The 24,190-nt window shown below is 65.5% G+C and carries 21 protein-coding genes; 17 read left to right on the top strand and 4 right to left on the bottom strand.

From position 1 onward, the window contains the following. Window positions 1-22: 22 nt before the first annotated feature. Entirely contained in the window at window positions 23-1,012 is a 990-nt protein-coding gene (locus tag BHK69_RS02465; RefSeq protein ID WP_069688728.1) for a heparin lyase I family protein, read from the bottom strand. A gap of 155 nt (window positions 1,013-1,167) precedes the next feature. Between BHK69_RS02465 and BHK69_RS02460 the strand changes: the two genes are divergently transcribed. The 11 genes from BHK69_RS02460 to BHK69_RS02410 all read left to right on the top strand — a co-directional run bounded on the left by BHK69_RS02460 (window position 1,168) and on the right by BHK69_RS02410 (window position 14,893). Beyond that, window positions 1,168-3,900 (top strand): ABC transporter ATP-binding protein/permease, encoded by a 2,733-nt coding sequence (locus BHK69_RS02460; RefSeq protein ID WP_069688727.1) that lies wholly within the window; start codon window positions 1,168-1,170, stop codon window positions 3,898-3,900. Beyond that, complete coding sequence (locus BHK69_RS02455; protein WP_069688726.1) at window positions 3,897-4,346, top strand: cyclic nucleotide-binding domain-containing protein; 450 nt, start codon at window positions 3,897-3,899, stop codon at window positions 4,344-4,346. The genes BHK69_RS02460 and BHK69_RS02455 overlap by 4 nt, the downstream gene beginning before the upstream one ends. A gap of 16 nt (window positions 4,347-4,362) precedes the next feature. Continuing rightward, window positions 4,363-6,366, top strand: a complete 2,004-nt coding sequence (locus BHK69_RS02450; RefSeq protein WP_069688725.1) for an adenylate/guanylate cyclase domain-containing protein — start codon at window positions 4,363-4,365, stop codon at window positions 6,364-6,366. Window positions 6,367-6,444: 78 nt separating this feature from the next. Then, window positions 6,445-7,104, top strand: a complete 660-nt coding sequence (locus BHK69_RS02445; RefSeq protein ID WP_069688724.1) for a hypothetical protein — start codon at window positions 6,445-6,447, stop codon at window positions 7,102-7,104. Next, window positions 7,101-8,357 carry a glycosyltransferase gene (locus BHK69_RS02440; RefSeq protein WP_083269077.1) on the top strand — a complete coding sequence of 419 codons (1,257 nt, stop codon included), beginning with the start codon at window positions 7,101-7,103 and terminating at the stop codon, window positions 8,355-8,357. The genes BHK69_RS02445 and BHK69_RS02440 overlap by 4 nt, the downstream gene beginning before the upstream one ends. After that, window positions 8,357-9,592, top strand: coding sequence for a glycosyltransferase family protein (locus BHK69_RS02435; RefSeq protein WP_069688723.1), 1,236 nt, complete (start codon window positions 8,357-8,359; stop codon window positions 9,590-9,592). Before BHK69_RS02440 ends, BHK69_RS02435 begins: the two co-directional genes overlap by 1 nt. A gap of 199 nt (window positions 9,593-9,791) precedes the next feature. Beyond that, window positions 9,792-10,775 carry a cobaltochelatase subunit CobS gene (gene cobS, locus BHK69_RS02430; RefSeq protein ID WP_069688722.1) on the top strand — a complete coding sequence of 328 codons (984 nt, stop codon included), beginning with the start codon at window positions 9,792-9,794 and terminating at the stop codon, window positions 10,773-10,775. Between the two features lie 15 nt (window positions 10,776-10,790). Continuing rightward, window positions 10,791-11,147 carry a GFA family protein gene (locus BHK69_RS02425; protein ID WP_069688721.1) on the top strand — a complete coding sequence of 119 codons (357 nt, stop codon included), beginning with the start codon at window positions 10,791-10,793 and terminating at the stop codon, window positions 11,145-11,147. Window positions 11,148-11,155: 8 nt separating this feature from the next. Further along, a complete protein-coding gene (locus BHK69_RS02420; protein WP_069688720.1) occupies window positions 11,156-11,572 on the top strand; it encodes a GNAT family N-acetyltransferase in 417 nt (138 codons plus the stop codon). Next, window positions 11,569-13,467 (top strand): cobaltochelatase subunit CobT, encoded by a 1,899-nt coding sequence (cobT, locus tag BHK69_RS02415; protein ID WP_069688719.1) that lies wholly within the window; start codon window positions 11,569-11,571, stop codon window positions 13,465-13,467. The genes BHK69_RS02420 and cobT overlap by 4 nt, the downstream gene beginning before the upstream one ends. 421 nt (window positions 13,468-13,888) lie before the next feature. Next, entirely contained in the window at window positions 13,889-14,893 is a 1,005-nt protein-coding gene (locus BHK69_RS02410) for an esterase-like activity of phytase family protein (protein WP_069688718.1), read from the top strand. Window positions 14,894-14,984: 91 nt separating this feature from the next. On the opposite strand, the gene rpmB is transcribed toward BHK69_RS02410, so the two are convergent. After that, window positions 14,985-15,272: a 50S ribosomal protein L28 gene (rpmB, locus tag BHK69_RS02405; protein WP_069688717.1), complete on the bottom strand. Its 288-nt coding sequence runs from the start codon at window positions 15,270-15,272 to the stop codon at window positions 14,985-14,987. 276 nt (window positions 15,273-15,548) lie between these two features. Here rpmB and BHK69_RS02400 point away from each other — a divergent pair, with 276 nt between their 5' ends. Together BHK69_RS02400 and BHK69_RS02395 are read left to right on the top strand one after the other, a co-directional pair. After that, window positions 15,549-16,391, top strand: a complete 843-nt coding sequence (locus BHK69_RS02400; protein WP_069688716.1) for a DUF3108 domain-containing protein — start codon at window positions 15,549-15,551, stop codon at window positions 16,389-16,391. A gap of 175 nt (window positions 16,392-16,566) precedes the next feature. After that, the gene (locus tag BHK69_RS02395; protein WP_069693307.1) at window positions 16,567-17,424 is read left to right on the top strand and encodes an epoxide hydrolase; all 858 of its coding nucleotides are present in this window, start codon (window positions 16,567-16,569) and stop codon (window positions 17,422-17,424) included. 76 nt (window positions 17,425-17,500) lie between these two features. On the opposite strand, the gene BHK69_RS02390 is transcribed toward BHK69_RS02395, so the two are convergent. Further along, complete coding sequence (locus BHK69_RS02390) at window positions 17,501-17,992, bottom strand: type II toxin-antitoxin system YhaV family toxin (RefSeq protein ID WP_069688715.1); 492 nt, start codon at window positions 17,990-17,992, stop codon at window positions 17,501-17,503. Between the two features lie 2 nt (window positions 17,993-17,994). Next, a complete protein-coding gene (locus BHK69_RS02385; protein WP_069688714.1) occupies window positions 17,995-18,327 on the bottom strand; it encodes a type II toxin-antitoxin system PrlF family antitoxin in 333 nt (110 codons plus the stop codon). Window positions 18,328-18,810: 483 nt separating this feature from the next. On the opposite strand from BHK69_RS02385, the gene BHK69_RS02380 reads away from it, so the two are divergent. The 4 genes from BHK69_RS02380 to BHK69_RS02365 all read left to right on the top strand — a co-directional run bounded on the left by BHK69_RS02380 (window position 18,811) and on the right by BHK69_RS02365 (window position 24,164). Then, window positions 18,811-22,203, top strand: a complete 3,393-nt coding sequence (locus BHK69_RS02380) for a helicase-related protein (RefSeq protein ID WP_069693306.1) — start codon at window positions 18,811-18,813, stop codon at window positions 22,201-22,203. Window positions 22,204-22,347: 144 nt separating this feature from the next. After that, the gene (locus tag BHK69_RS02375; RefSeq protein WP_069688713.1) at window positions 22,348-22,659 is read left to right on the top strand and encodes an RNA-binding S4 domain-containing protein; all 312 of its coding nucleotides are present in this window, start codon (window positions 22,348-22,350) and stop codon (window positions 22,657-22,659) included. Between the two features lie 177 nt (window positions 22,660-22,836). After that, on the top strand, window positions 22,837-23,175 hold the full coding sequence (gene fdxA / locus BHK69_RS02370) for a ferredoxin FdxA (protein WP_069688712.1): 339 nt from the start codon (window positions 22,837-22,839) through the stop codon (window positions 23,173-23,175). A 389-nt stretch (window positions 23,176-23,564) separates the two neighbouring features. Then, window positions 23,565-24,164 (top strand): CarD family transcriptional regulator, encoded by a 600-nt coding sequence (locus BHK69_RS02365; RefSeq protein ID WP_069688711.1) that lies wholly within the window; start codon window positions 23,565-23,567, stop codon window positions 24,162-24,164. Window positions 24,165-24,190: the final 26 nt, after the last annotated feature.

Genomic DNA, 24,190 nt, shown 5'->3' with positions numbered 1-24,190 from the left:
GCCAATGGCTTTCGACACAGTTTCATTCGGCGGGACATTGCCCGGAACGGATGACGTCCGCGCAACGTGGCCCGCGCCGAAAGTCGTCGAAGGTCAGGCTCCAGCTCTGCGGGTTGGGGGCGCGGTAGGGCCCGAACTTGAAGTACTGGTTCTTGTCGAGGCCGGGTCCGCTATGGCCGATATGGCCCTTGACGGTGGCGACATGCACGCCATCGGCGATGATTTCGACATGCCCGTCGCCCGCCGGCCCCGGGCTCGAGCGGAACACGAAATCGACCCAGCCCTTCTGGGCGGAAGGCAGGTCGGCATGGCGCGTCACCACGATTCCCGGTGCGCAGGAATCGAAATAGGTCGGATAATTCTTGGGCGTCGTGCCGCTCTCGATCGCGACGAGAGCTCGCGTCTGGCGTGCCGCCGGGCGGTTCACCGCCCATGCCTCGCCGGGCAGGCAGCCATTCGGCCGGGCCGGGCTGCCGATCGGAAAGGTCTTGATCGTGTCGGTTTCGATGGTGACGCCGAGATGCCCCTCATAGAGCCTGAGCGCCATGAAGGGCGAGTAGTCGCCATCCGCGCCGGGAATGATCTCGCGCTTCCACTGCGCCATGACGTAACGGCCGTCATCCTGTGGCAGCGGATCGTCCATGAACATGGCAAAGCCGTACCAGACCGTCTGGTCGTAGCGGGCGAGGACCTCCGGGGTTTCCCAGACCTCGGCCCGTTCGCTGCAATCATCGGCCGCCGCCGGACAGGAGGGCGCGACGGACAGCGAGAGCGCGCCGCTGCCGCTGCGGACGTTCCTGTCCTGGAAGACGGCGCGCCCGCCGCGCTGCTCGGCATTGTCCTTGTAGTACAGACCGCCTTCGGGCGCGAAGCGGCCGGCTTCGAAATCGTCGCTCAGGACGAGCCGGGCAGGGTCGCCGGCATTCTCTGCGCGCACCGTCCAGCCCATGCCGCCCAGCGCGAGCGCGAGGCACAGCAGCCGGCACGCTCGGTCGATCGAACCCAGCCTCATCGAACTCCTCCACTAGATCGTGATCGAAACATGGCCGCATTGCCGGGGCAAGCGCTGCCCGCAAGGCACGGCCACATTGCACTGGGGCCGTGGCTGACCACATATGGGGGACAGAAGATGAGAAGACGGGCACGGCCCGCCGGACAGGATCGCCGTTGGAGACCAACCTCTTCCGTTATGTCTGGCAGAAGAGTCGCGGCGATCAGATCATCGTCCTGCTCATCATCCTCGTCTCGATAGTCTTCTATTGGGCGTCGTTCGATGTGCCCAAGCGCATCGTCAACGATGCGATCCAGGGCGGCGCTTTCAAGAACGGCAAGACCACCGCGACGCTGCTGGACTTCACGCTGCACATGCCGGGTTGGCTCGGTGGCGCCAGCTACAAGCTGTTCGAGGGCTTCCAGGTCGGCCAGCTCGGGCTGCTGTTCGGGCTGAGCGGATATTTCCTGGCGCTGGTGCTGATCAACGGCGCGTTCAAATACGTCATCAACCTGCGCAAGGGCATTCTCGGCGAGCGCATGCTCAGGCGCATGCGCTACGACCTGTTCAGCCAGCTCATGCGCTTCCGGCCCGAGGAGATCCGCGCGGTCAAGCCCGCCGAGGTCGCCAGCATGATCAAGGACGAGGTCGAGCCGATCGGCGGCTTCGTCGGCGAGGCCTTCATCCAGCCCGTCTTCCTGCTGAGCCAGGCGCTGACGGCGCTGGTCTTCATCATGGTGCAGAGCATGTGGCTCGGCTCGATCGCGCTCGTGATCGTGTTGCTGCAGGCGATCATCATCCCGATCCTGCGCAAGGAGCAGCTCAGGCTCGGCCGCCAGCGCCAGATCGAGTCGCGCCAGCTCGCCGGGCGCATCGGCGAGATCGTCGACGCCGGGCCGACGATCCAGGGCCATGGCGCGACGAATTATGTGCAGTCGGACATCGCCGGCCGGCTGGGGAAGCTCTTCGACATCCGCTACGCGCTCTACAAGCGCAAATTCGCGGTCAAGTTCCTGAACAACCTCTTGGCCCAGATCACACCGTTCTTCTTCTATGCGGTGGGGGGCTTCTTCGCGCTGCAGGGCAGGCTCGATATCGGCCAGCTCGTAGCCGTCATCGCCGCTTATCGCGACCTGCCACCCCCGATCAAGGAGCTGATCGACTGGGACCAGCAGCGCAACGACGTCACGATCAAATACGAACAGGTCATCGCCCAGTTCAACACCGACGAGGCGGTCGTGCTGGACGAGGCCGACGGGGTGAAGCCGCTGCCGGAGACGGGGCAGGTCCGGCTCGAGGCCGTGCAGATGCTCGATAATCGCGGCCAGCCCTTGCTGTCGCCCTTGACGCTGCGCCTGCAGCGGCCGGGTGCGGTCGCGGTCATCGGCCCCAATGGCGGGGCGCGCGAGGTCCTTGGCCGCATCCTCGGGCGTCAGGCCATGGCCTATTCCGGGCGCGTCATGATCGATGCGAACAATCTCGGCCGGATGTCGGTCGAGCGCGCGAGCCATATGATCGGCTATGCCGGCAACGAGACCGAGATCATCGCCGGCACGCTGCGCGACAACATCCTGCTGCCGCTGAAGCGACGCCGGCCGAGCATGAAGCCGAACGGCAAGGTCAGCCAGGAGGATCACCGGGTCTTCATGGAGTCGATCCGCTCCGGCAACACGCCGTTCTCCTTCACCGCCGACTGGACCGATTACGAGGGTGCGGGGGTGAGCGACGCCGCTTCACTGGAGGAGCATATCAAGGATGTGCTGAAGGTGCTGGGCTGCGCCGAGGACGTTTATGAGCTTGGCCTCGACGGCAAGGTACTGGCCTCGCTGAACGAGGACGCCAAGGAGCAGATCGTCCTGGCGCGGGGCGCCGTTGCGGAAGAGCTCGGCCGCAGCAAGCTCGCCGGTTTGATCGAGACCTTCGACCCGCAGAGCTACAACGCCAATGCGACGGTGGCCGAGAACCTGATCTTCGGCGCGCGGCGGACGCCGCGCTTCGCCAATGAGACGCTGCTGTTCGAGCCTTATGCCCATGCCATCCTGGCGGCGGAGGCGCTGGTCGCGCCGCTGATCGAGGTCGGCTCACGCATCGTGGCGACGGTGGTCGAGATCTTCGAAGGCCTGCCGCAGGGCCACGCCCTGTTCGAGCGCTACTCCTTCGGCGCGGGCTTTGGCATGGAGCGACTGACCGACCTTTCCGCGACCTTGAGCAAGCAGGATATGCGCGCGCCGCTCGATTCCGAGACGGAGCGCGATCTGCTTGCGCTCGCGCTGGGCTATATCGAGCCGAAACACCGGCTGAATCTGCTCGACGACCGGCTGCGGCGGCGGATCATGCGGGCGAGGGCGAGCTTCAAGGCTCATCTGCCGGCGGATGCCGTCCATGACGTCGACTTCTACGATCCCGGCAAGGTGATGCTGGGCGCGAGCCTGCGCGACAATCTGATGTTCGGCCGCATCGGCTATGGCATCGCCGATGCGCGCAAGAAGGTCGCGGGAATCGTGCGGGCCGCATTGGCGCGGGCGGGCCTCGACGGTGAGCTCTACCGGATCGGCCTCAACACCGATTGCGGCATTCGCGGGCGCTTCCTGCCCGGGCGTCTCAAGCTTGCGGTGCCTCTGGCACAAGCCCTGATCAAGGCGCCGCAGATCGCAGTGCTCGATGTGGCGGCGCTGATCGCGACCAGCCCCGAGCCTGAGGCGCTGATCGCCCGGCTGCGCGAACATTGCGCCGGCATGACACTGTTCCTTCTTCTTGGGGATGCTAGTCTTTCAGCGGGGATCTCGCCGCGGATCGTGTTCAACGGACCGTCTGGCGTGATTGAGGACGACGACCGGGACGGCGAGGACGAAGTCGCGGCAGAGCTGCCGCCGCGTCAGGATGCCGAACGGCTGGAGGCGCGACCATGACGCTCGAAACCGACATCACATGCCTGCGAAGGGTGCCGCTGTTTCGCTCGCTCCCCGGGCCCCGGCTGAAGCTCGTCGCGCTGATGGGCGAGCGCCTGCATTTCGACGCGGGCGCACGGATCATTGCCGAAGGAGAAATGCCGGAAGGCGTCTATGTGGTTCTGGAAGGCGAGGTCGAGATCTCGCATGAGCGGAGCGACGGGCGCAGCAAGCGCTTCCTGCTGGCGTCAGGCAGCATCATCGGCGACGTGCCCATCCTCTGCGGCCAGTCCTATGTCGGCGAGGTCACCGCCAAGAGCGATGTCAGCACGCTGCGGCTGCCGAAGGACCTGTTCTTCGAACTGCTGGAAACGATTCCCGATTTCAGCATAGCCCTGTCGCGCGATCTTGCCGCGCGGCTATATCGCCTGGCGGATTTCGTGCTGCACGACGAAAAGGTCCATTGATGAGGCGGGTAGTGGCATGAGTCTGCCCCAGACGGCTGGCAGCAACAGGCAGGGTGCGGGTTTCGGGGCGGGCATGGACCAGGTCTCGTCCTGGAGCCGCGACATCCGCTTCGCCTCGGGCATGGTGCTGCTCGCTTTCGCGACGACGCATTTCCTCAACCATGCCGCCGGCATCGCAGGGCTCGAGGCGATGGAGGCCGTGCAGAACTGGCGCTACGGGTTCTGGCATTCCTGGCCGGGTACGGTTGCGCTTTACGCCGCGCTGATCGTGCATCCGCTGTTTGCGCTGCTGCGGGTGGCGCAGCGCCGCACCTTCAAGATGCCGGCGCGCGAGATACTGCAGATCGGCCTCGGCGTCATGATCCCGCTCTTTCTCGTCGATCATATCGTCGGGACGCGGGTGATGGGCACGTTCTTCAATCTCGACGAGAGCTATCACGCGGTGCTGCGCCGGCTCTGGCCGAACCTGGCGTTTTCGCAGACCATCCTGCTGCTGCTGGTCTGGACGCATGGCATCATCGGCCTGCATTTCTCACTGCGCTCGCGCGAGAGCTATCAGCATTGGCGCGACCCGTTCATGCTCGCCGCGATCCTGCTGCCGATCCTGGCGCTGATCGGCTTTGCCGTTGCCGCGCGTGAGGCCGGGCACATGCAGTTGCCGCCGGAGACCTATTCGGACTCGGCGGTCGCCATGTTCAACCAGAACGTGATCTGGGCGAAGACGGCGTTCTACGGCCTCGTCGGTTGTTTCGTCGGCTTCGTCGCGATCCGCGAGATCCGGGTCCGCACCACCCGCCACATCACCGTGCGCTTCGTCGGCCATGGCGTGCGCAAGCTCACGCCGGGGCTGACCGTGCTGGAGATGTTCCGGCGCTTCGGCATCCCGCATGCGGCGCTCTGCGGCGGCAGGGCCCGCTGCGCGACCTGCCGCGTGCTGGTGCTCGACGGTGGCGACAAGCTGCCGCCGCCCGGGCCGAACGAGGCCAGGCTGCTGCGCCGGATTTCCGCGCCGGACCGCGTCCGCCTCGCCTGCCAGATCAGACCGCGTCAGGATTTGCAGGTCCAGATCCTCCTGGCCTCGCGACTGGGCGCCGCCACGCGCGCGACCGAACCCGAGGCGACGGCCGGCAAGCGCGGACTGACCGTGATCGTCGCGGATCTGCGCGCCTTCTCGGCCCTGTCGGAACGGCAATTGCCGCAGGAGTTGATCGGCCTGCTCAACCGCTTCTTCGACGAGATGGCGCAGGCCATCGCCGCGCATGGCGGGCGGATCGATGCCTTCTATGGCGATGGCTTCATGGCGGTGTTCGGGTTGGAGGGCACGCCAGCGCGCGCCGCCCAGGCTGCGATCAGCGCGGCTGGAGATATCGTGCGCGCGGTCGAGGCGCTGAATCGCGAATATGGAGCAGCGCTACCCTTGCCGCTGCGGATCGGCATCGGCATCCATACCGGCCAGGCGATCGTGGGCGCCGTTGAGAGCGAGAGCCTCGGCCGGCGCGAGATCACGGTCGGCGAGACGGTGATGATCGCAAGCCAGCTCGAATCGGCGACGCGGCGCGTGCTGTCCGATCTCGTCGTGTCGGAAGAGACGATACGCGTCACCGGCCGGGGCTATCGCGGCACGACGCCGTTGAAGATCTCGATCAAGGGTCGCGAGAAGCCGCTGACCGCCTATGGCTTCGCCAGCGCACCGGAACTGGCCGAGCGCGACGGCGATGACCAGGAGCCTGCGCCCGGCATCGAGGCAAGCCCGGTGCTGCTGGAGCCGGTCCCTGGCCTTGATGTGGAGGCAATGGAGGAGGGCATCGAGCCCGAGGGCATCGAGCACGAGCCCTTGTCCGGGGCGGGTTCGCCGCTGGAGGAAGCCGCGCCTGCGCCGCAGGCCGCCGCGAAGCGGGGCCGCAGATCCAACGCCAGCAAGTCCAACGCTAGCAAGTCCAACGCTAGCAAGTCCAAGGCCGGCAAGTCCAAGGTCGGCAAGTCGGCAGCCGCGGCAGACACTAAGAAGCCACCGGTCTGAGCCTGCGGCGGCGGCTGGCCTTTGCGCCCGGGCTTGCCTATGGTCCCGCCGATTTTGTCCCGCTTTGACAGAGACGGCATGACCCAGGAGCCTTCCGAGGCCTTTCACGACATCCTGCGCGGTGTCGCGGCGCTGACGCGCAACCCCGTGGCCGCCGACATCGCGCGGCTCTACGGCAAGGGCGCCCCAGTCGATCTCTCGATCGCCGTCAACCACAAGCAGATCGCCTCGAAGCAATGGCTGGTCGAGACGCTGGCCGAGACCTTGCCGCGTCCCGACGGTCCCGTCTGGGTGCTCGGCGCCTGGTATGGCGTGCTCGGCGCGCTATTGCTGGAAGAGCCGCAGTTGGCGATCAGCGAGGTCGTGAGCCTCGATATCGACCCGGGTTGCGCCATTGTCGCCGAGACGCTGAACCATCGCCATGTCACGGCCAAGCGTTTTCGGGCAATCACCGCCGACATGACCGGCCTCGATTTCGCGGCGCAGGAGAGGCGCCCGGGCCTCGTCATCAATACGAGCTGCGAGCATCTCGACGATGTGCCGGGCTGGCTTGCGACCTTGCCGGCAGGCCTGCCCCTGCTGCTGCAATCGAACGACTATTTTCGTGAGCCCGATCACCGCAGCTGCGTCGCTTCGCTCGAGGCGTTCCAGGAGCAGGCGAACCTATCCGAGACCTGGTTCACTGGCGCGCTGCCGACGAAGAACTATACGCGCTTCATGCTGATCGGCGCGCGATGAGCACCGTGCCCGAGCCGCTCGTCGCGATCGCGATGAAGGGCTATCCGCGGCTGTCGGAGACCTTCATTGCCCAGGAGCTGCTCGGGCTGCAGCAGCGCGGCCTGCCCTTCGCGATCTGGTCGCTGCGTCATCCCACCGACGCCGATCGCCATCTGATGCACAAGCAGATCACCGCGCCGGTGACTTATCTGCCGGAATATCTGCATGACGATCCCCGCCGCGTTCTGCGCGGCGCCTTAAGCGCGCTGCGACGGCTGGGGGCGCTCAGGCTCGCCGCCGTCTTCCTGCGCGACCTTGTTCGCGATCCGACGCGCAACCGCTTGCGCCGGCTCGGCCAGGCCTGCGTGATGGCGCGCGAGCTGCCGGCGGGCATCCGCCATCTGCATGTCCATTACCTGCACACGCCGGCCTCGGTGATCCGCTATGCGGCGCTGCTGCGGGGGTTGAGCTGGTCGTTCTCGGCCCATGCCAAGGATATCTGGACGACGCCGGATTGGGAGAAGCGCGAGAAACTCGCTGCCGCCGCCTGGGGCGTGACCTGCACGCGCGATGGCCATGCCGAGCTCGCGCGCCTCGGCGACCGGGCCGACAAGGTCGCGCTGGTCTATCATGGGCTCGACCTCGCCCGCTTTCCGCCGCCACCGTCGCGCCCGCTCCGCGATGGCAGCGACCCGGCCGATCCGGTGCGCTTCATCACCATTGGCCGTGCGGTCGAGAAGAAGGGCTTCGACGATCTCTTGTCGGCGCTGGCGCGTTTGCCGGCCACGCTGCATTGGCGTTTGATCCATATCGGCGGCGGCGAAAAGCTGAAGACGCTGAAAATACTGGCCGAAGTGCTCGGGCTGTCGGAGCGCGTCAGCTGGGCCGGGCCGCAGGCGCAGGCTGCGGTCGTCACCGCCTTGCGCGAGGCCGATCTCTTCGTGCTGCCTTCAAAGCAGGCCGATAATGGCGACCGCGACGGCCTGCCCAATGTCGTGATGGAAGCGGCGAGCCAGGCACTGCCGATCGTCGCGACGGATTTCGCCGGCATCCCCGAATTCGTCAGCGATGGTGTCGAGGGTCTGCTGGTTGCGCCCGGTGATGTCGCTGGGCTGGCACAGGCCATGGCTGAGCTTGCGATGGCGCCGGAGCGGCGTGCGGCGCTGGGCGCTGCGGCGCATGCGAGGCTGACGCAGGATTTTTCGGCTGCAGCCGGGCTCGACCGCATTCATCAGAAGCTGCTGCGTGCGGTTCGATCGGGCGGGCGCGATTGATGCCACGCATCCTGATCGCTGTGACGCATCTCCTGGGCAGCGGCCATCTCGTGCGGGCGCGGCATCTGGCGCGGGCGCTGGCCGGGGCTGGACATGAGGTGACGCTGGCGAGCGGCGGCATGCCTCTGGCAGCGCGACAGGACGAGCCTTTCGCTTTCGTGCAGCTGCCTCCGGTCAAGGTCGAGGGCGTCGATTTCCGCAATCTGCTCGACGAAGCCGGGCAGCCGATCGCTACAGAACGCCGCGCGATGCGGCAGGCGATGCTGAGCGATCTCGCAATGTCGCTGCGGCCCGATGTCGTCATCACCGAGCATTTCCCGTTCGGGCGGCGGCAACTCGCCGGCGAGTTCATGGGGCTGATTGCCGCGGCGAAGGCGGTGAATCCGCGGGTCCTGGTGCTGTCCTCGATCCGTGACGTGCTGGTCGCCCCGCGCACTGAGCGGATTTACGAGGCGGAGCAGCGCATTATCAGCCATTTCGATGGTGTCCTGGTGCATGGCGATGCCGCTTTCCTGCCGCTGGAGGCATCCTGGCCGGCGTCGCCGGAATTGACCGGGCGGCTGCATTACACGGGTTATCTGGCTGAGCCGTCATTGCGAGCACCCGGGTCTTGCCTTCGGCAAGCCCGAGTACAGGCTCAGCGAAGCAATCCAGGAGGCGTAGAGCAAGACGCTGGATTGCTTCGCTGCGCTCGCAATGACGAGGAGGCTGAAATCATCGTCTCCGGCGGCGGCTCGGCGGCTGCCATGCCGCTGTTTGAGCTCTGCCTGGCTGCCGCCGGCTTGCTTGGCCCGGTACGAGGCTGGCGCATCCTCGTCGGGCGAGGCGTATCCGAGGCAGCGTTCGCCGGTCTGCGGGATTCAGCGCCCGCCCATGTGACCGTGGAATGGGCGCGACCGGATTTTCCGGCGCTGCTCGCGGGCTGCGCGTTGTCGATCAGCCAGGCTGGCTACAATACGGTGCTTGATCTCGTGGCGGCGGGCCGGCCTGCGATCGTCGTGCCGTTCGACGCCGGCAACGAGACCGAGCAGGCGATACGAGCGCAGGCGATGGAGCGGGCGGGGCTGGCGCGTTGCCTGCGCCTCGACGGAGACATTCCGCTCACGCCAATATTCTTGGTGCAGGCGGTCGAATCGATGCTGAACGACGCTCCCAAGCGGAGCGTGACGATCGATCGCAGCGGTGGCGATGCTGTTTGCGACATCGTGGCGCGGCTGCTCGGCGCGCGGAGCTAGGCGTTTTCTTCGCACGAACGGCCCTGCTGGCATGTCGATTGCGAATCCGACATGTCTGCCGGGAATTCCCGCCCCGGCGGTTTGCGAATTGCCGCTGCCGGTCTTTCGCTTTAGTTAGACAGCGTACGCCTCCCTTTTCGGTCGGCTCTTGGGACAACCGGTCCTCTCCCGGACCTGTCCCATGCCCGGAGACAGCCAGATGACGACGACGACCGCCCAAGGCCTTCCCGACATGAAGTTGTCGGTGCGTCAGACCTTCGGGATTGATTCAGACCTCGAAGTGCCGGCCTATTCCAAGGCGGAGGCGCATGTTCCCGATTTCGATCCGGATTACCGCTTCGACCGCGACACCACGATCGCGATCCTGGCCGGTTTTGCGCATAACCGCCGCGTGATGATCTCGGGCTATCACGGCACCGGAAAATCGACCCATATCGAGCAGGTCGCCGCGCGCCTGAACTGGCCCTGCGTGCGCGTCAACCTCGACAGCCACGTCTCCCGGCTCGATCTCGTCGGCAAGGACGCGATCGTGCTGAAGGAAGGCAAGCAGATCACCGAGTTCCAGGACGGCATCCTGCCCTGGGCCTTGCAGAACAACATCGCGCTGGTCTTCGACGAATATGACGCCGGCCGTCCCGATGTGATGTTCGTGATCCAGCGCGTGCTCGAGCAGTCCGGCAAGCTGACGCTGCTCGACCAGAAGCGCGTCATCCGTCCGCATCCTTGCTTCCGCCTCTTCGCCACCGCCAATACGGTCGGCCTGGGCGACACGTCGGGCCTCTATCACGGCACGCAGCAGATCAACCAGGGCCAGATGGACCGCTGGTCGATCGTGACCACGCTGAACTACCTGCCTCACGACAATGAAGTCGCGATCGTGCTCGCCAAGTCGAAGCACTATCAGGCCTCGCCGGAGGGCAAGGACATCGTCAACAAGATGGTCCGCGTCGCCGATCTCACCCGCAACGCCTTCATGAACGGCGATCTCTCGACCGTGATGAGCCCGCGTACCGTGATCACCTGGGCCGAGAACGCCGCGATCTTCGGCGATGTCGGCTTCGCCTTCCGGGTGACGTTCCTGAACAAATGCGACGAGATGGAGCGCACGCTGGTGGCCGAATTCTTCCAGCGCTCCTTCGGCAAGGAACTGCCGGAGAGCGCGGTGAACGTGGTGCTGAGCTGACAGGAGCGGACGGTCATGGCGAGCGCGCGCTACGAGGGAAGCTGCCATTGCGGGCGCGTCGCCTATGAGGTCGAAGTCGATCTCGACAAGACGATCACCTGCAACTGCTCCTATTGCCAGCGCCGCGGCTCGGTGCTGGCCTTCAGTCCGGCGCAAAACTTCACCCTGCTGAAGGGCGAGGACGCGCTGACCGAGTACCGCTTCAACACGCAGAAGATCCAGCATCTGTTCTGCGAGACCTGCGGCGTCGAATCCTTCGCGCGCGCCAGTTCGCCGGATGGCACGCCGATGATCGCGATCAATGCGCGCTGCCTGAGCGGCGTCGAGCCGGCCGAGTTGCAGCCGGCACCGTATGATGGGCGTTCGCGCTAGGAGTGAAGATGGTCGCGATCGTCGTCGAACCGAGCCAGGACGAGACGCGCAACGCGGTTCTGTGCGGCCTGTCCGCTTATAACGAAGCAAAGATCGGTCCGCGCAACACGAAGCCGCTCGCGATCAGCTTGCGCGACGAGAGCGGCGCGATCGTCGGCGGCCTCGTCGGCGAGTTGAAATGGGAATGGCTCCATGTCGACCTGCTCTGGGTCGATGGGGACCATCGCGGTGCCGGCTTGGGCGAGGCGCTGGTGGTGCAAGCCGAACAAACCGCGCGGGATCATGGCGCACGCGGTGTCTATCTGAGCACGATGAGCCTTCAGGCGCCGGATTTCTATCCTCGGCTGGGCTATCGCGAATGCGGCCGGATGGAGGACTATCCCGTAGCCGGTCATCGCATTCATCACTTCACGAAGGCGCTATGAGCATCTCCAATCGCAAGCCCGGCCAGACCAAGGAAGCGCCAGCGGAGCCGCTGAAGCGCGCGATTTCGGGCGCGATGAAGGCGATCGCGCGCAAGCCCGAGATGGAGATCGTCTTCGCGGCCGACAAACCCTCGCTCGTCGGCGAGCGCGCCCGCCTGCCCGAGCCGCCGCGCAAGCTCACCGCCCAGGATGTCGCGATCCTGCGCGGCCATGCCGATTCGATGGCGCTCAGGCTTGCCTGCCATGACGCGACCGTGCATCGCCGCGCCGCGCCGGAGGGCGATGCGGCGCGCGCCGTGTTCGACGCCGTCGAGCAGTCGCGCGTCGAATGCGTCGGCTCACGCCGGATGAGCGGCATGGCCGGCAACATCAGCGCCATGCTGGAGGACCGCTACCATCGCGGCGGGCGCTATGAGGAGATCACCGATCGCGCCGATGCGCCGCTGGAAGATGCGCTCGCCTTGATGGTGCGCGAGCGCCTGACCGGGCTGAAGCCGCCGAAAGCCGCCGAGAAGCTGGTCGATCTCTGGCGCGAACAGATCGAGGCCAAGGCCGGGGCCGATCTCGACCGTCTGGCGAAATCCGTCGAGGATCAGCGCGGCTTCGCCCGGACCGTGCGCGACATGCTGGCTTCGCTCGACATGGCCGAGCAGACGAGCCAGGGCCAGGATGACGAGCAGGACGAGGACAACCAGGACCAGTCCTCCGACGATCAGCAACAGCAGGACGGCGAGGCCGAGCAGGAGAGCCAGGGCGAGCGTTCCGAGGTCGAGGTCAGCGACGACGCGACCGAGGAATTGCAGGAGGGCGCTTCCGAGGCGAGCGACGCGCCGGCCGGCGATTGGGAGGACGAGGACGAAAATTCCGAGTCCGACGAAGCCGGCGAGGCGCCGCGTCCGCGTGAGGGCAAGCCGAACGACCGCCCGGTGACGGACTACAAGGCCTATACGCAGAAATTCGACGAGGTCGTCACGGCCGAGGAGCTCTGCGACGCCGAGGAGCTGACGCGGCTGCGGGCTTATCTCGACAAGCAGCTCGCCCATCTCCAGGGCGTGGTGGCCCGCCTCGCCAACCGGCTCCAGCGCCGGCTGATGGCGCAGCAGAACCGCTCCTGGCAGTTCGACCTGGAGGAGGGCGCGCTCGACCCCGCCCGCCTGCCTCGCATCATCATCGATCCCTACCAGCCGCTCTCCTTCCGGCAGGAATCGGACGTGAATTTCCGCGATACGGTGGTGACACTGCTGATCGACAATTCCGGCTCGATGCGCGGCCGGCCGATCACGGTCGCGGCGACCTGCGCCGATATCCTGGCGCGCACGCTGGAGCGCTGTGGCGTCAAGGTCGAGCTTCTGGGCTTCACCACGCGGGCCTGGAAGGGCGGGCTTTCGCGCGAAGCCTGGCTGCAATCGGGCAAGCCGGCGGCTCCCGGCCGTCTCAACGATCTCAGGCACATCATCTACAAGGCGGCAGATGCGCCCTGGCGGCGCGCGCGGAAGAATCTCGGGCTGATGATGCGTGAGGGGCTGCTCAAGGAGAATATCGACGGCGAGGCGCTGGATTGGGCGCATAAGCGCCTGCTGGCGCGGCCCGAGCAGCGCAAGATCCTGATGGTGATCTCTGACGGCGCGCCGGTCGACGACTCAACGCTTTCGGTCAATGCCGGCAATTATCTCGAACGGCATCTGCGCCATATCATCGCCGAGATCGAGACGCGTTCGCCGGTCGAGCTGATCGCCATCGGCATCGGCCATGACGTCACGCGCTATTACCGTCGCGCCGTCACCATCGTCGATGCCGAGGAGCTCGGCGGCGTGATGACCGAGAAGCTGGCGGAGCTCTTCGAGGAGGATGCCGGGCTGGCGACGAAATCGCGCGGATCGCGGCGTCTGCAGTGAAAGCCTCGCCGGCTGCATGGACAGGCGCGGGGAACCCTCTCCAATCCAAGTCGGATGTTTCCGACTTGGATCATGATCGATGCCAATCTCGGGCAAGCCCGAGATTGGTGGGAGAGGGCAGGGTGAAGGGTCGGCCGTTTGACGATTTGGCTGTACCTGATCGCTGCTCCATCGTCATTGCGAGCGTAGCGAAGCAATCCAGAGGACGTAGAGCGAGCCCTCCTGGATTGCTTCGCTACGCTCGCAATGACGGCAAGGTCGTTAGGCAACTTGTCCAGGGGCCGACACCTCACCCCTGCCCCTCTCAACTGAACCCGGGTACACCCGGATTCAGCACTCTGAGTGTTGAAGTCGGATGGATCCGACTTCAACGCAGGAGAGGGGTTCCCCGCGCGCTTTCAGGATATGGCGGCAACGGCCCATGCGTCTGACGCGCCGTCGCGCCTTGGCTGGGCTCGCCTCGCTCGGCCTCGTTCCGCCCGCTCTCGCGCAGTCGCCTGAACAGACCCGTGTCCCGATTGCGATCTCGGCCCGCCCGATCAAGGCGTTCGAGCCGCGTAGCCCCGAGAAGACACGCTTCGGCCAATTGAATTTTCGCAGCGGGCTCGTCCTGACCGCAAACCATCCGCGCTTCGGCGGTTTTTCCGGATTGTGGCGCTCTCCCAGCGGGGCTGAGCTGGTCTCCATCACGGATAACGGTTTCTGGCTGACGGCGAAGCCGCGCTCCCAAGGCGGTCGCATCGTCGCGCTCGACGGGGCGGAGCTTGCGCCCATCCTGGGAGCGTCCGGCAAGCCGCTGCACCGTTCTCGCTATTACGACACGGAGAGCCTGACGATCGCGGACGGCGTCGCCTATATCGGCGTCGAGCGGACGCATGACATCCTGCGCTTCGACTGGGCCAAGGAAGGCGTCGCGGCGCGCGCCCGTACCGTGTCGATGCAGCGCGAGGTCAAGCGTCTGCCGAGCAATCGCGGGCTGGAGGCGATCGGCGTCGCGCCAACCGGCCATCCGCTTGCGGGCGCGCTCGTCGCCATCGCCGAGCGTTCAGGCGGCGAGAACGACCCGACGTTGGGCATCATCCTCGGCGGCCGGCAGCCGGGCCTGTTCCAGCTCGCGCGCCATGACGGCTTCGACATTACCGACCTCGCCTTCCTGCCCGGCGGCGACATGCTGGTGCTGGAGCGCTGGTATCGCTCGCTGCGCGGCGTCGGCATGCGCATCCGCCGGATCGCGGGGGCAGGGATCAAGCCCGGAGCGGTGCTCGACGGACCCTATCTGATCGAGGCCGATCTCGGCCAGGAGATCGATAATATGGAGGGATTGTCCGTCCATCTGGATCAGGGCAAGACCATCCTGAGCCTGATCTCGGACGATAATTTCTCATTCCTGCAGCGGACGATCCTGCTGGAATTCGAGTTGGTTTGAGGGGGCCAGGCGAAAGCCCAAACGAAAAAAGCGGCCTCGCGGCCGCTTCATTCAATCGTGAAGACTCTCGCAATCCGAAAAGAAAGCCCGCTCAGGCGGTGGCGAGCTTCTTCTCGATGTCGCGCTTCAGGGTCAGGGCGCCAACCGAAAGGTCGGCGGCCGGAGCCTTGACCAGGAAGGCGTCGAGGCCGCCGCGATGGTCGACCGTACGCAGGGCATTGGCCGAGACGCGCAGGCGAACCGAACGGCCCAGCGCATCCGACTGCAGCGTGACCTGCACGAGGTTGGGACGGAAAACCGTCTTGGTCTTGCGGTTCGAGTGGCTGACGAGGTGCCCGGTCAGGGTACCTTTCCCGGTCAGTTCGCAACGGCGGGCCATGTCATCGTTCCTTGCTGCAACCGGTTCGCTCAAATAAAAATGCCGACACGCGACGTGCCGGACATGAGCACCGGAAGTCAAATTGAAGTCGCGGTTCCATAGCCAAGGCGGGCGGCGGCGTCAAGGAGAACTCGTCGGCGTCAGTGCGCTGTTGCCGATATCGGCACTAGCGAGACGTCGGGCTGGCGCGCGGCTCGCCAAATGCCGCGAAACAGGTCACGATTCAGACCGATTCGCAGTGCATTGCAAACCATACCCCAAGCTCGGAGGAAACGGATGAAACCCGCCATCGCACCGTCCCTGGCCGGGTTGTCATTCGTCGCCGGGTTGTCTTTTGTCGCAATGCTGGCGGCGACCAGCCTGCCGGCGCAGGCTGCCTCTCTCGACGCAAAATACCAGGTCTCGCTGCTGGGATTGACGCTCGGCACGGCGAATCTCAGCGGTGGCGTCGATTCCAGCGGCTACAAGCTCGACATCGTGGCGAAGCTGACCGGATTGGTCGGCGGCTTCACCGGCGGGCGCGGCTCGGGCGCGGCGACCGGCAATATGAGTGCCGGCAAGCCGATGGCGGCGACCTTCGCGATCAGCTCCGCCAGCTCCAGCGAGAGCCGGACTGTGCGCATGGCGCTCGGTGGCGGCAATGTCCAGGCGATCGAGATCGTTCCGCCGATCGACTTCAAGCCGGACCGCGTACCCCTGGCGGACAGCCACAAGCGCAATATCCTGGACCCGCTCAGCGCCTTCCTGATGCCTGTCGACGGCAAGGGCGGCAGCGCGAGCGCCTGCAACCGCACGCTGCCGATCTTCGACGGTGCGGCGCGCTATGACATCAAGATGAGCTATGCCGGCTCCCGGGAGGTCAAGCTGGAAGGTTATGGTGGCCCGGTCGCGGTCTGCCAGGTGCGCTATGTGCCGATCGCCGGCCACAGGGCGCTGCGGCCCAGCACCAAGTTCATGGCCGAGAACAAGGACATCAGCGTCTGGCTCGCGCCGGTGGCGGGGACGAATGTGATGGTCCCGGTGCGCATTTCGGTGAAGACGATGATCGGTACCGCCGTGGTCGAAGCCTCGAGCTTCAAGGTCGATCCGGGCGTGACGGCAAGCACTGCCGGAAATTGAGTCTCTAGGCGCGCTGCCTTCGGGTGAGCGCGCTCCAGCCGCCTGTGGAGAACCGACGCCACAAGGGCGTCATGCTCCGCAGCCGATTGCGGCGGCGCCGGAGCCGGCATTACCCTGACGCCACTGCCTGCGCCAGAAAGACGCCATGACCAGCGACTTCACCGCTCCGCCGGGCCTGCGCCATCGCCAGCTCGCCGTTCGCGACACCGTGCTGCATGTCGCCGAGATCGGCGATGGCCCGCCTGTTCTGCTGCTGCATGGCTGGCCGGAGTTCTGGGCGACCTGGTTGCCGCTGATCAATCGTCTGCATGGCGATTTTCGATTGATCGCGCCCGATCTGCGCGGTTTTGGCGACAGTGCCAAGGCGGCGGCGCCGCGTAGCGATGTCGGCGCCAATTGCCATGCCGATGACATGGCCGCGCTGCTGCATGCGCTGGATCTCGATTCTGTCGGCGTCGTCGGCCATGATGTCGGGGCCTATGCAGCGCAGGCGCTGGCGCGCCGGCATCCGCAAGCGGTCGAGCGCTTGCTGTTCTTCAATTGTCCCACAGCGAGCGTCGGTGGGCGTTGGGTCCATGACGGGCATGTCAACGAGGTCTGGTACCAGGCGTTCCAGCAGCTTGGCCTGGCCGAGGCGCTGGTGGGGTCGAGCCGCGAGGCCTGCTCGCTCTATCTCGGGCATTTCTTGACGCATTGGTGCCACCGCAAGGATGCCTTCGAGCCGGCCTTCGAGTCCTGGGTCGACAATTTCATGAAGCCCGGCAATCTGCGCGGCGGGTTCGACTGGTATCGCAGCCAGAACGCGCTGCGGCTGGCGGCGATCGACGGCCACGCACCGCCATCGGTGCGGATCCACCAGCCGACGCGGGTGCATTGGGGCCGGCACGACCCGATCCTGAAATCGGAATGGGCGGCTTTCGTGCCGGAGCATTTCGACGAGGCCAAGGTCACCTTCTGCGAGAGCGCCGGGCATTTCGTGCATGTCGAGGCGCCCGATGAGGCGGCGCAGGTGTTCGTCGACGTCTTCGGCTGATCGGCTATTCGGATTTGAGCATGGAACACGTCAATCCGAATGGCCCAGTTGCTGACCTTTTTGGCGCCCTTGCACGTCACGGAGTTGGCGGTAGGGCCTTCTCCATGCTCTCAATAACCGCGGGATTGGAAGCTTCCTTGTGCAGGGAGGCCCAGTCGTCCGGCGGATTGCCATTGTTTAGCATCGCCTTAAAAGCCTTATAGGCATCGGTCTTCGCGCCATAGGTTCGCAGTGTGGTTTCGTCATTAACCCACGCGAAGATGATCACCTTCGCGTGAGTGCTGTACCGAAAGAAGAGTCTGAACCGTCCGTTGCCGAATTTCGCTCGAAACCAGTGCTTATGGCCATCGCCGAGTGTAGATCCCTGCCGGTAGATGTTTGCCGTCGGATCGGAAGGAACGGTCTTGTTTATGAGGTGGACCAAGGCTGCCAGAAGCTTGGCGTCGGCCGACTTCTGATAATTTTCGGGATTCTTCGCCTTTAACGCCTCGACTGTATCGATCAGTTTTGTCCACTGATTGAGCAAAAGCGGGTGGGCTAGGATGGTCCAGCCATTGAATGTCGGCATGGCTAGATCGAAACTTCGCCTTCGATCTCGTCGTCAAGATCGACGTCCATGCCCTTGGTCAACGCGGCGGCGCGCTCAAGGAGCGCGTCCGGAAAGGCAATCACGGACTTGTCCGGGTGTTTGGCCATGTCCCGCGCCAAAAATTCCAGGAAGCTCTCGATAACTGGATCGGGCACGTCTCCGACCGCCTTCTCGACATACACTCGGCGTTGTTCATCGACAAAGAACGCGATGCGATCGCCATAGTCGACGCCCAAAGCCTGCCTGACAGATTTGGGAACAGTGGTCTGTCCCTTCGCCGTGATTGTGCTCTCTTCCTTCAGTAACGCAGCCATGGCGAGCTCCAATTTGCCTGACGCAGGAGTAAGGAATATTCCTTACTTTGTCAAGAAGGAGCCATCACTCGTGGGATTCTGAATGCGGCTTCCACGCACAAGTCCGAGCAGCCGGTTGATCACGACCGGGGATGTGACGGCGATTTTGACCGGTGCGGCGGCGCGCCCTCTCGTTTCGGCGGGGGAAGGACTTAAATAAGCGAGGCGCGATGCGGCCGGCGGCCGCATCAGCAGCGCGAGAGGATAAACGATGCCGGTGCTTCGATTCCAGATAGGGTGGCCGCGTTTGCCTGAGCCGCGATATCTTGCCGGGAACGAAACCGGATTCAAGCCGAGTCAGCGATTCGGGCTTGCTTCGTTCAGGACTCGTTCTATCCCCATGGCTGATAACAGCCTCTAGATGCCTCGTCGTCGCCCTGAGGCTACCCGGCGCAGTCACGTGCCGGGTGGCGAGGGCGGGCGGTCACGATCGGTCGCGTTTTGATTTCAGCTCGTCCCTTGCCTCGCTCTGTCCGTGCAAACGGCGTCACCGCGGTTCTCGGCCCCACCAATACCGGCAAGACGCATCTCGCGATCGAGCGGATGGTGGCGCATCCGACAGGCATGATCGGCCTGCCGCTTCGGCTGCTGGCGCGCGAGGTCTACAGCCGCGTGGTCGAGAAGGTCGGCGCCGACGCTGTCGCGCTCGTCACCGGCGAGGAGAAGATCAAGCCGGAGCGGCCGCGCTTCTGGGTCTGCACGGTTGAAGCGATGCCGCGCGATCTCGCGGTCGATTTTGTCGCCATCGACGAGATCCAGCTCGCCGCCGATCTCGACCGCGGCCATGTCTTCACCGACCGGCTGATGAACCGGCGCGGCCGGGCCGAGACCATGCTGATCGGGGCCGGCACGATGAAGCCGCTGATCGAGCAGCTCATCCCCGGCGTCAACGTCGTCACGCGCCCGCGCCTGTCGCAATTGCTGTTCGCCGGCGATCGCAAGATCACGAGGCTGCCGCCGCGCTCGGCCATCGTCGCCTTCTCGGTCGAGGAGGTCTATGCCATCGCCGAGCTGATCCGCCGGCAGAAGGGCGGGGCGGCGGTGGTGCTGGGCGCCTTGTCGCCGCGCACCCGCAATGCGCAGGTCGAGATCTACCAATCGGGCGATGTCGACTATCTCGTCGCGACTGATGCGATCGGCATGGGGCTCAATCTCGATGTCGACCATATCGCCTTCGCCGCCGACAAGAAGTTCGACGGCCATCATTTCCGCAGGCTCAATCCGGCGGAGTTCGGCCAGATCGCGGGGCGGGCGGGGCGGCATCTGCGCGACGGCACCTTCGGCATCAGCGGACGTTGCCCACCCTTCGAGGCTGATCTCGTCGAGGCGATCGAGAACCATCGCTTCGAACCAGTCAGACAGTTGCAATGGCGCAACACCGATCTCGACCAGCGTTCGATCGAAAGTTTGCTCGACAGCCTCAATATGCAGCCTTCCGAGCCGGGGCTGACGCGGGCGCTGATCGCCGAGGACATGACGACGCTGGAAATCCTGGCGAAGGACCCGGACGTCAAGGCGCTGGCGCAGGGGCGTCCTGCGGTCGAGCGGCTCTGGGAGGTTTGCGGACTGCCCGATTACCGCAAGATCGCGCCGATGCAGCACGCGGACCTCGCGACGACGCTTTATCTGCGCCTGATGCGCCATGGCCGGCTTGATATCGACTGGTATCACGCCCAGCTTTCGGCGCTTGATCGCACGGATGGTGAGATCGACACGCTGTCGGCCCGCATCGCGCAGGTGCGAACCTGGACCTTCGTCGCCAACCGTCCCGACTGGTTGCCTGATCCTGAGCATTGGCAGGGGGTGGCGCGTCTTGTAGAGGACAAGCTGTCGGACGCTTTGCACGAGAGGCTTGCCAGCCGTTTTGTGGATCGGCGCACGAGTGTGCTGATGCGTCGTTTGCGGGAGAATACCATGTTGGAGGCTGAGGTCACCACGGCGGGCGATGTGCTCGTCGAGGGCCAGCACGTCGGAATGCTGCAGGGGTTTCGCTTCACGGCGGACCCGAAGGCCGGCGGGCCGGAGGCGAAAGCCCTGAATATGGCTGCGATGAAGGCGCTCGCCAGCGAGATCGAAGCGCGCGCCGCGCGTGTCGTTCTGGCCGGCGACGATGCTTTCGTGTTGTCGCATGACGGTTTGCTGCGCTGGGTCGGTGAGCCGGTGGCGCGCCTGGTCGCGGGCGAGAAGGCAATCGAGCCGCGCCTGCGCCTGCTGGTCGAGGAACATCTGACGGGGCCGGCGCGCGAGCAGGTCGAGACGCGCCTGACGCTCTGGCTGAAGAATCACGTCACCCGCCTGCTCGGCGCGCTGCTGCTGCTGGAGGACGCGACGACGCTGACCGGCATCGCACGCGGCATCGCTTATCAGGTCGCCGAATCGCTCGGCGTGCTCGAACGCACCAAGGTCGGCGAGGAGATGAAGGCGCTCGACCAGGAGGGCCGTGCCGCCCTGCGTCAGCTCGGCATCCGTTTCGGTGCTTTCCATCTCTATGTGCCGGCGCTGTTGAAGCCGGCACCGCGGGCGCTCGCGGCCCAGCTCTGGGCCCTGAAGCACGGTTCGCCGGAGATGAGCGGGCTTGATGACATCGCCCATCTGGCGGCCTCGGGCCGGACCTCGTTTGCGGTCGACAAGGCGGTTCCCAAGGGGCTCTATCGCGCCGCCGGCTATCGCGTCTGCGGCGAGCGCGCCGTGCGCGTCGATATCCTGGAGCGCCTGGCCGATCTGATCCGGCCGGCGATCGCCTATCGTCCGGGCCTCACCCAGGGCACCCCGCCGACTGGCGCCGCCGATCAGGACGGTTTCGTCGCCACCGGCGCGATGACCTCGCTCGTCGGCTGCGCCGGCGAGGATTTCGCCTCGATCCTGCGTTCGCTCGGCTATGTCTCGGTCAAGCGTCCGGGCCCGGCTATCACCGTGCCGTTGGCTGCGCCCCCGGCGCCGAAGGCGGAGCCGGTCAAGGTTGATGAGGCTGTCGTTGCCACTGAGGCTGCCGAGCAAGCGGCGGAGGGCGTGGTCTCCGACGAGCCCGCTTCTGCCGCCGAGCCCGAGGCTGTTACTGAGGCCGTGGCGTCCGTATCCGAGGTGACGGAGGCGGTTGCGCCGGTCCCGGCGGAAACCGAAGCGGCTGTCGCTCCCGAGCCGGAGCCTGAGCCGGAGCCCGTGGCCGTTCCGGCTGATCTGATGTCGGCCTTGCCGGCTGCCGCCGAGGAGCCGGCCGCGCCGGCACCGGCGGACGCCGCTGCCGAGGAGACGGCTGCGCCGGCACTGGTGGACGCTGCTGTCGAGGCCAGCGAGGCTGCCGAGGCGACCGAACTGGCTGTGACCGCAACGCCCGCGCCAGCCGAGCCGGAACTGATTGAGGTCTGGCGGCCGCATCGCCACCAGGGCGGGCGCAGGCCCGAACAGGCGGGCCGCGGCTCCCCGCGCGAAGGCGCCCCGGGCGAACGCCAGCCGGGCGGTCGTCGCGGCGACAGGCCCAACCGCGGCGGGCGGCCCGATGACAGGCGGCGCGAGGGTGGGCAGGATCGCCCGGCCGTGACCGTGGCAGCTGGTGCTGAGGCTGCACCTGCCGCGCCGCGTCCGGAGCGGGGACCACGGCGCGACGATGCGCCGCGCCAGGGGCAGCCGCCACGCGGCGGGCGTCCCGAGCAGGGTCGTGGCCCGCGGCCCGAGTTCAAGCGTGATCAGCGGCCGGGCGGGCCGCGCCGCGAGGATCGCGGTGGCGAGCGTTTCCAGCAGCCGCAGCGCCCGAGGCCGGCCGAGCGCGAGCCGGATCCGGATTCGCCCTTCGCCAAGCTTGCAGCGCTCAAGGCCCAGCTTGAGGGGCGCAAGACCTGAGCGGGCGATGCTGAGCATTTTCGCGCGAAGTGGACACCGGTTCGCGTGAAGGCAATGCGATAAAACAAGGAGGTCGAGTATGTCCGCGGTTCGGAGAAACGCGGACATACTCTGAACTCACGACGCTGAACGGAAAGGCGGCCCTTGCGGCAGGATCGGCAGCGCCTCGACAAATGGCTCTGGTTCGCGCGTTTCGCTAGGACGCGCCCTGTTGCGGTGCGCCTGGTCGAGGATGGGCATGTCAGGGTCGAGGGGCGCAGGATCGAGAACGCCGCGCATGGGCTCAAGCTTGGCGACGTGCTGACCCTGGCCCTGCCGCATGCCACGCTCGTCGTGCGGGTGCTGGAGCTGGGCGCGCGGCGCGGTCCTTACGAGGAGGCGCGGCTGCTCTACGAGCCATTGAACGGCGCGGCGCGCGACGATCCGTCGCTTGCCGAGGGGAAGCCGGGCGATTAAGCTGAATATTCATTTGTATACATATGAACGCCGCTGGGCCGGTCTTGGGAATTTCCATCTCCGCATGGCGCTCCGGGAAGAAGATCCTGCTGCCGAATGGCCTGAAAACGGCCTTGAAACCCGCGCCCTTCGGCGCTTTATGAGGCGGCCGCGCGCGGACGAAGAAGGACGGACGACATGACCTATGTGGTCACCGAGAACTGCATCAAGTGCAAGTACATGGATTGCGTCGAGGTCTGTCCGGTCGACTGCTTCTATGAAGGCGAGAACATGCTCGTCATTCATCCCGACGAGTGCATCGATTGCGGCGTCTGCGAGCCGGAATGCCCGGCCGAGGCGATCAAGCCCGACACCGAGCCGGGCCTCGAAAGCTGGCTGCAGCTCAACTCGAAATATGCCTCATCCTGGCCCAATATCACCCAGAAGAAGGACGCGCCGCCGGATGCGAAAGCCTTCGACGGGGTGGCCGGCAAGCTCGATGAGCATTTCTCGCCGGAACCCGGCGAGGGCGACTGAATCTGCCGCTACGTGAACAGGGCTGAGTGCTGACTTGCTTGGCTGCATTGCGCGCCGAGCCGAGGCCAAAACGCGTTTACCTTTGATTCGGCGTGTTTTTTGTGCTATGCATATCAGCATAGTCGAATTCGTTCCGCATGCCCCTGCGAGGTTTCACGAACGGGGCGCTCCCTTCGATACGAACGATCCCAGCTCCCGGTGCGTTGCCGGAGCGAAGTCGTCCGTTGTCTTTGGGCGCGTATGAAACGGTCGGCTGAGGGACGCGTGAAGCATTTGGGCCGATCCGGTGATCGGTCCGTTCGCATCAGGCAAAGCGCCTCCGGTCATCCCGTCCGGAGGCGGACAACGTCAAGCCCGCGTCAAGCGGTCCGGTCAGGAGTCGTAACGGCATGTCCATGGTGAAGAAAGCTGTTGTGCGCCTAGGTTTCAAGACGGGCGAGTTCGTCGTCTACCCGTCTCATGGCGTCGGCCAGATCACGGCGATTGAGGAGCAGGAAGTCGCGGGTTTCAAGCTCGAGCTCTTCGTCGTCAGCTTCGCCAAGGACAAGATGACCCTGCGCGTTCCGACGGCCAAGGCCGCCAGCGTCGGCCTGCGCAAGCTCGCCGATGCGGAGAGCGTCACCAAGGCCCTGACCACGCTGACCGGCCGCGCGCGCATCAAGCGCACCATGTGGTCGCGCCGGGCGCAGGAATACGAGGCCAAGATCAATTCGGGCGATCTCGTCGCGATCGCCGAGGTCGTGCGCGATCTCTATCGCTCTGAGGCGCAACCGGAGCAGTCCTACTCCGAGCGCCAGCTCTATGAGGCAGCCGTCGATCGCATGACCCGCGAGATCGCCGTCGTCGACGACATCACCGAGACCGAGGCCCTGAAGAAGATCGAGGGCCAGCTCGCCAAATCGCCGCGCCGCGCCGCCAAGGGTGAGGCAGCCGAGGCTGAAGCCGAGATCGAAGGCGACAATGACGACATCCAGGAAGAAGCCGCCTGAGGCTGCTTTCCCTGTGAGATCAAGAG

It is taken from the genome of Bosea vaviloviae, assembly GCF_001741865.1.
Taxonomy (GTDB): Bacteria; Pseudomonadota; Alphaproteobacteria; order Rhizobiales; family Beijerinckiaceae; genus Allobosea; species Allobosea vaviloviae.
This window is presented reverse-complemented; position numbering and strand designations above follow the sequence as displayed.

Bases quoted from the DNA above. Each gene is read 5' to 3' on its own strand.
- BHK69_RS02465 (WP_069688728.1), bottom strand. From the start codon at position 1,012: ATGAGGCTGGGTTCGATCGACCGAGCGTGCCGGCTGCTGTGCCTCGCG.
- BHK69_RS02455 (WP_069688726.1), top strand. From the start codon at position 3,897: ATGACGCTCGAAACCGACATCACATGCCTGCGAAGGGTGCCGCTGTTT.
- BHK69_RS02450 (WP_069688725.1), top strand. From the start codon at position 4,363: ATGAGTCTGCCCCAGACGGCTGGCAGCAACAGGCAGGGTGCGGGTTTC.
- BHK69_RS02445 (WP_069688724.1), top strand. From the start codon at position 6,445: ATGACCCAGGAGCCTTCCGAGGCCTTTCACGACATCCTGCGCGGTGTC.
- BHK69_RS02440 (WP_083269077.1), top strand. From the start codon at position 7,101: ATGAGCACCGTGCCCGAGCCGCTCGTCGCGATCGCGATGAAGGGCTAT.
- BHK69_RS02435 (WP_069688723.1), top strand. From the start codon at position 8,357: ATGCCACGCATCCTGATCGCTGTGACGCATCTCCTGGGCAGCGGCCAT.
- cobS (WP_069688722.1), top strand. From the start codon at position 9,792: ATGACGACGACGACCGCCCAAGGCCTTCCCGACATGAAGTTGTCGGTG.
- BHK69_RS02425 (WP_069688721.1), top strand. From the start codon at position 10,791: ATGGCGAGCGCGCGCTACGAGGGAAGCTGCCATTGCGGGCGCGTCGCC.
- BHK69_RS02420 (WP_069688720.1), top strand. From the start codon at position 11,156: ATGGTCGCGATCGTCGTCGAACCGAGCCAGGACGAGACGCGCAACGCG.
- cobT (WP_069688719.1), top strand. From the start codon at position 11,569: ATGAGCATCTCCAATCGCAAGCCCGGCCAGACCAAGGAAGCGCCAGCG.
- BHK69_RS02410 (WP_069688718.1), top strand. From the start codon at position 13,889: ATGCGTCTGACGCGCCGTCGCGCCTTGGCTGGGCTCGCCTCGCTCGGC.
- rpmB (WP_069688717.1), bottom strand. From the start codon at position 15,272: ATGGCCCGCCGTTGCGAACTGACCGGGAAAGGTACCCTGACCGGGCAC.
- BHK69_RS02400 (WP_069688716.1), top strand. From the start codon at position 15,549: ATGAAACCCGCCATCGCACCGTCCCTGGCCGGGTTGTCATTCGTCGCC.
- BHK69_RS02390 (WP_069688715.1), bottom strand. From the start codon at position 17,992: ATGCCGACATTCAATGGCTGGACCATCCTAGCCCACCCGCTTTTGCTC.
- BHK69_RS02385 (WP_069688714.1), bottom strand. From the start codon at position 18,327: ATGGCTGCGTTACTGAAGGAAGAGAGCACAATCACGGCGAAGGGACAG.
- fdxA (WP_069688712.1), top strand. From the start codon at position 22,837: ATGACCTATGTGGTCACCGAGAACTGCATCAAGTGCAAGTACATGGAT.
- BHK69_RS02365 (WP_069688711.1), top strand. From the start codon at position 23,565: ATGTCCATGGTGAAGAAAGCTGTTGTGCGCCTAGGTTTCAAGACGGGC.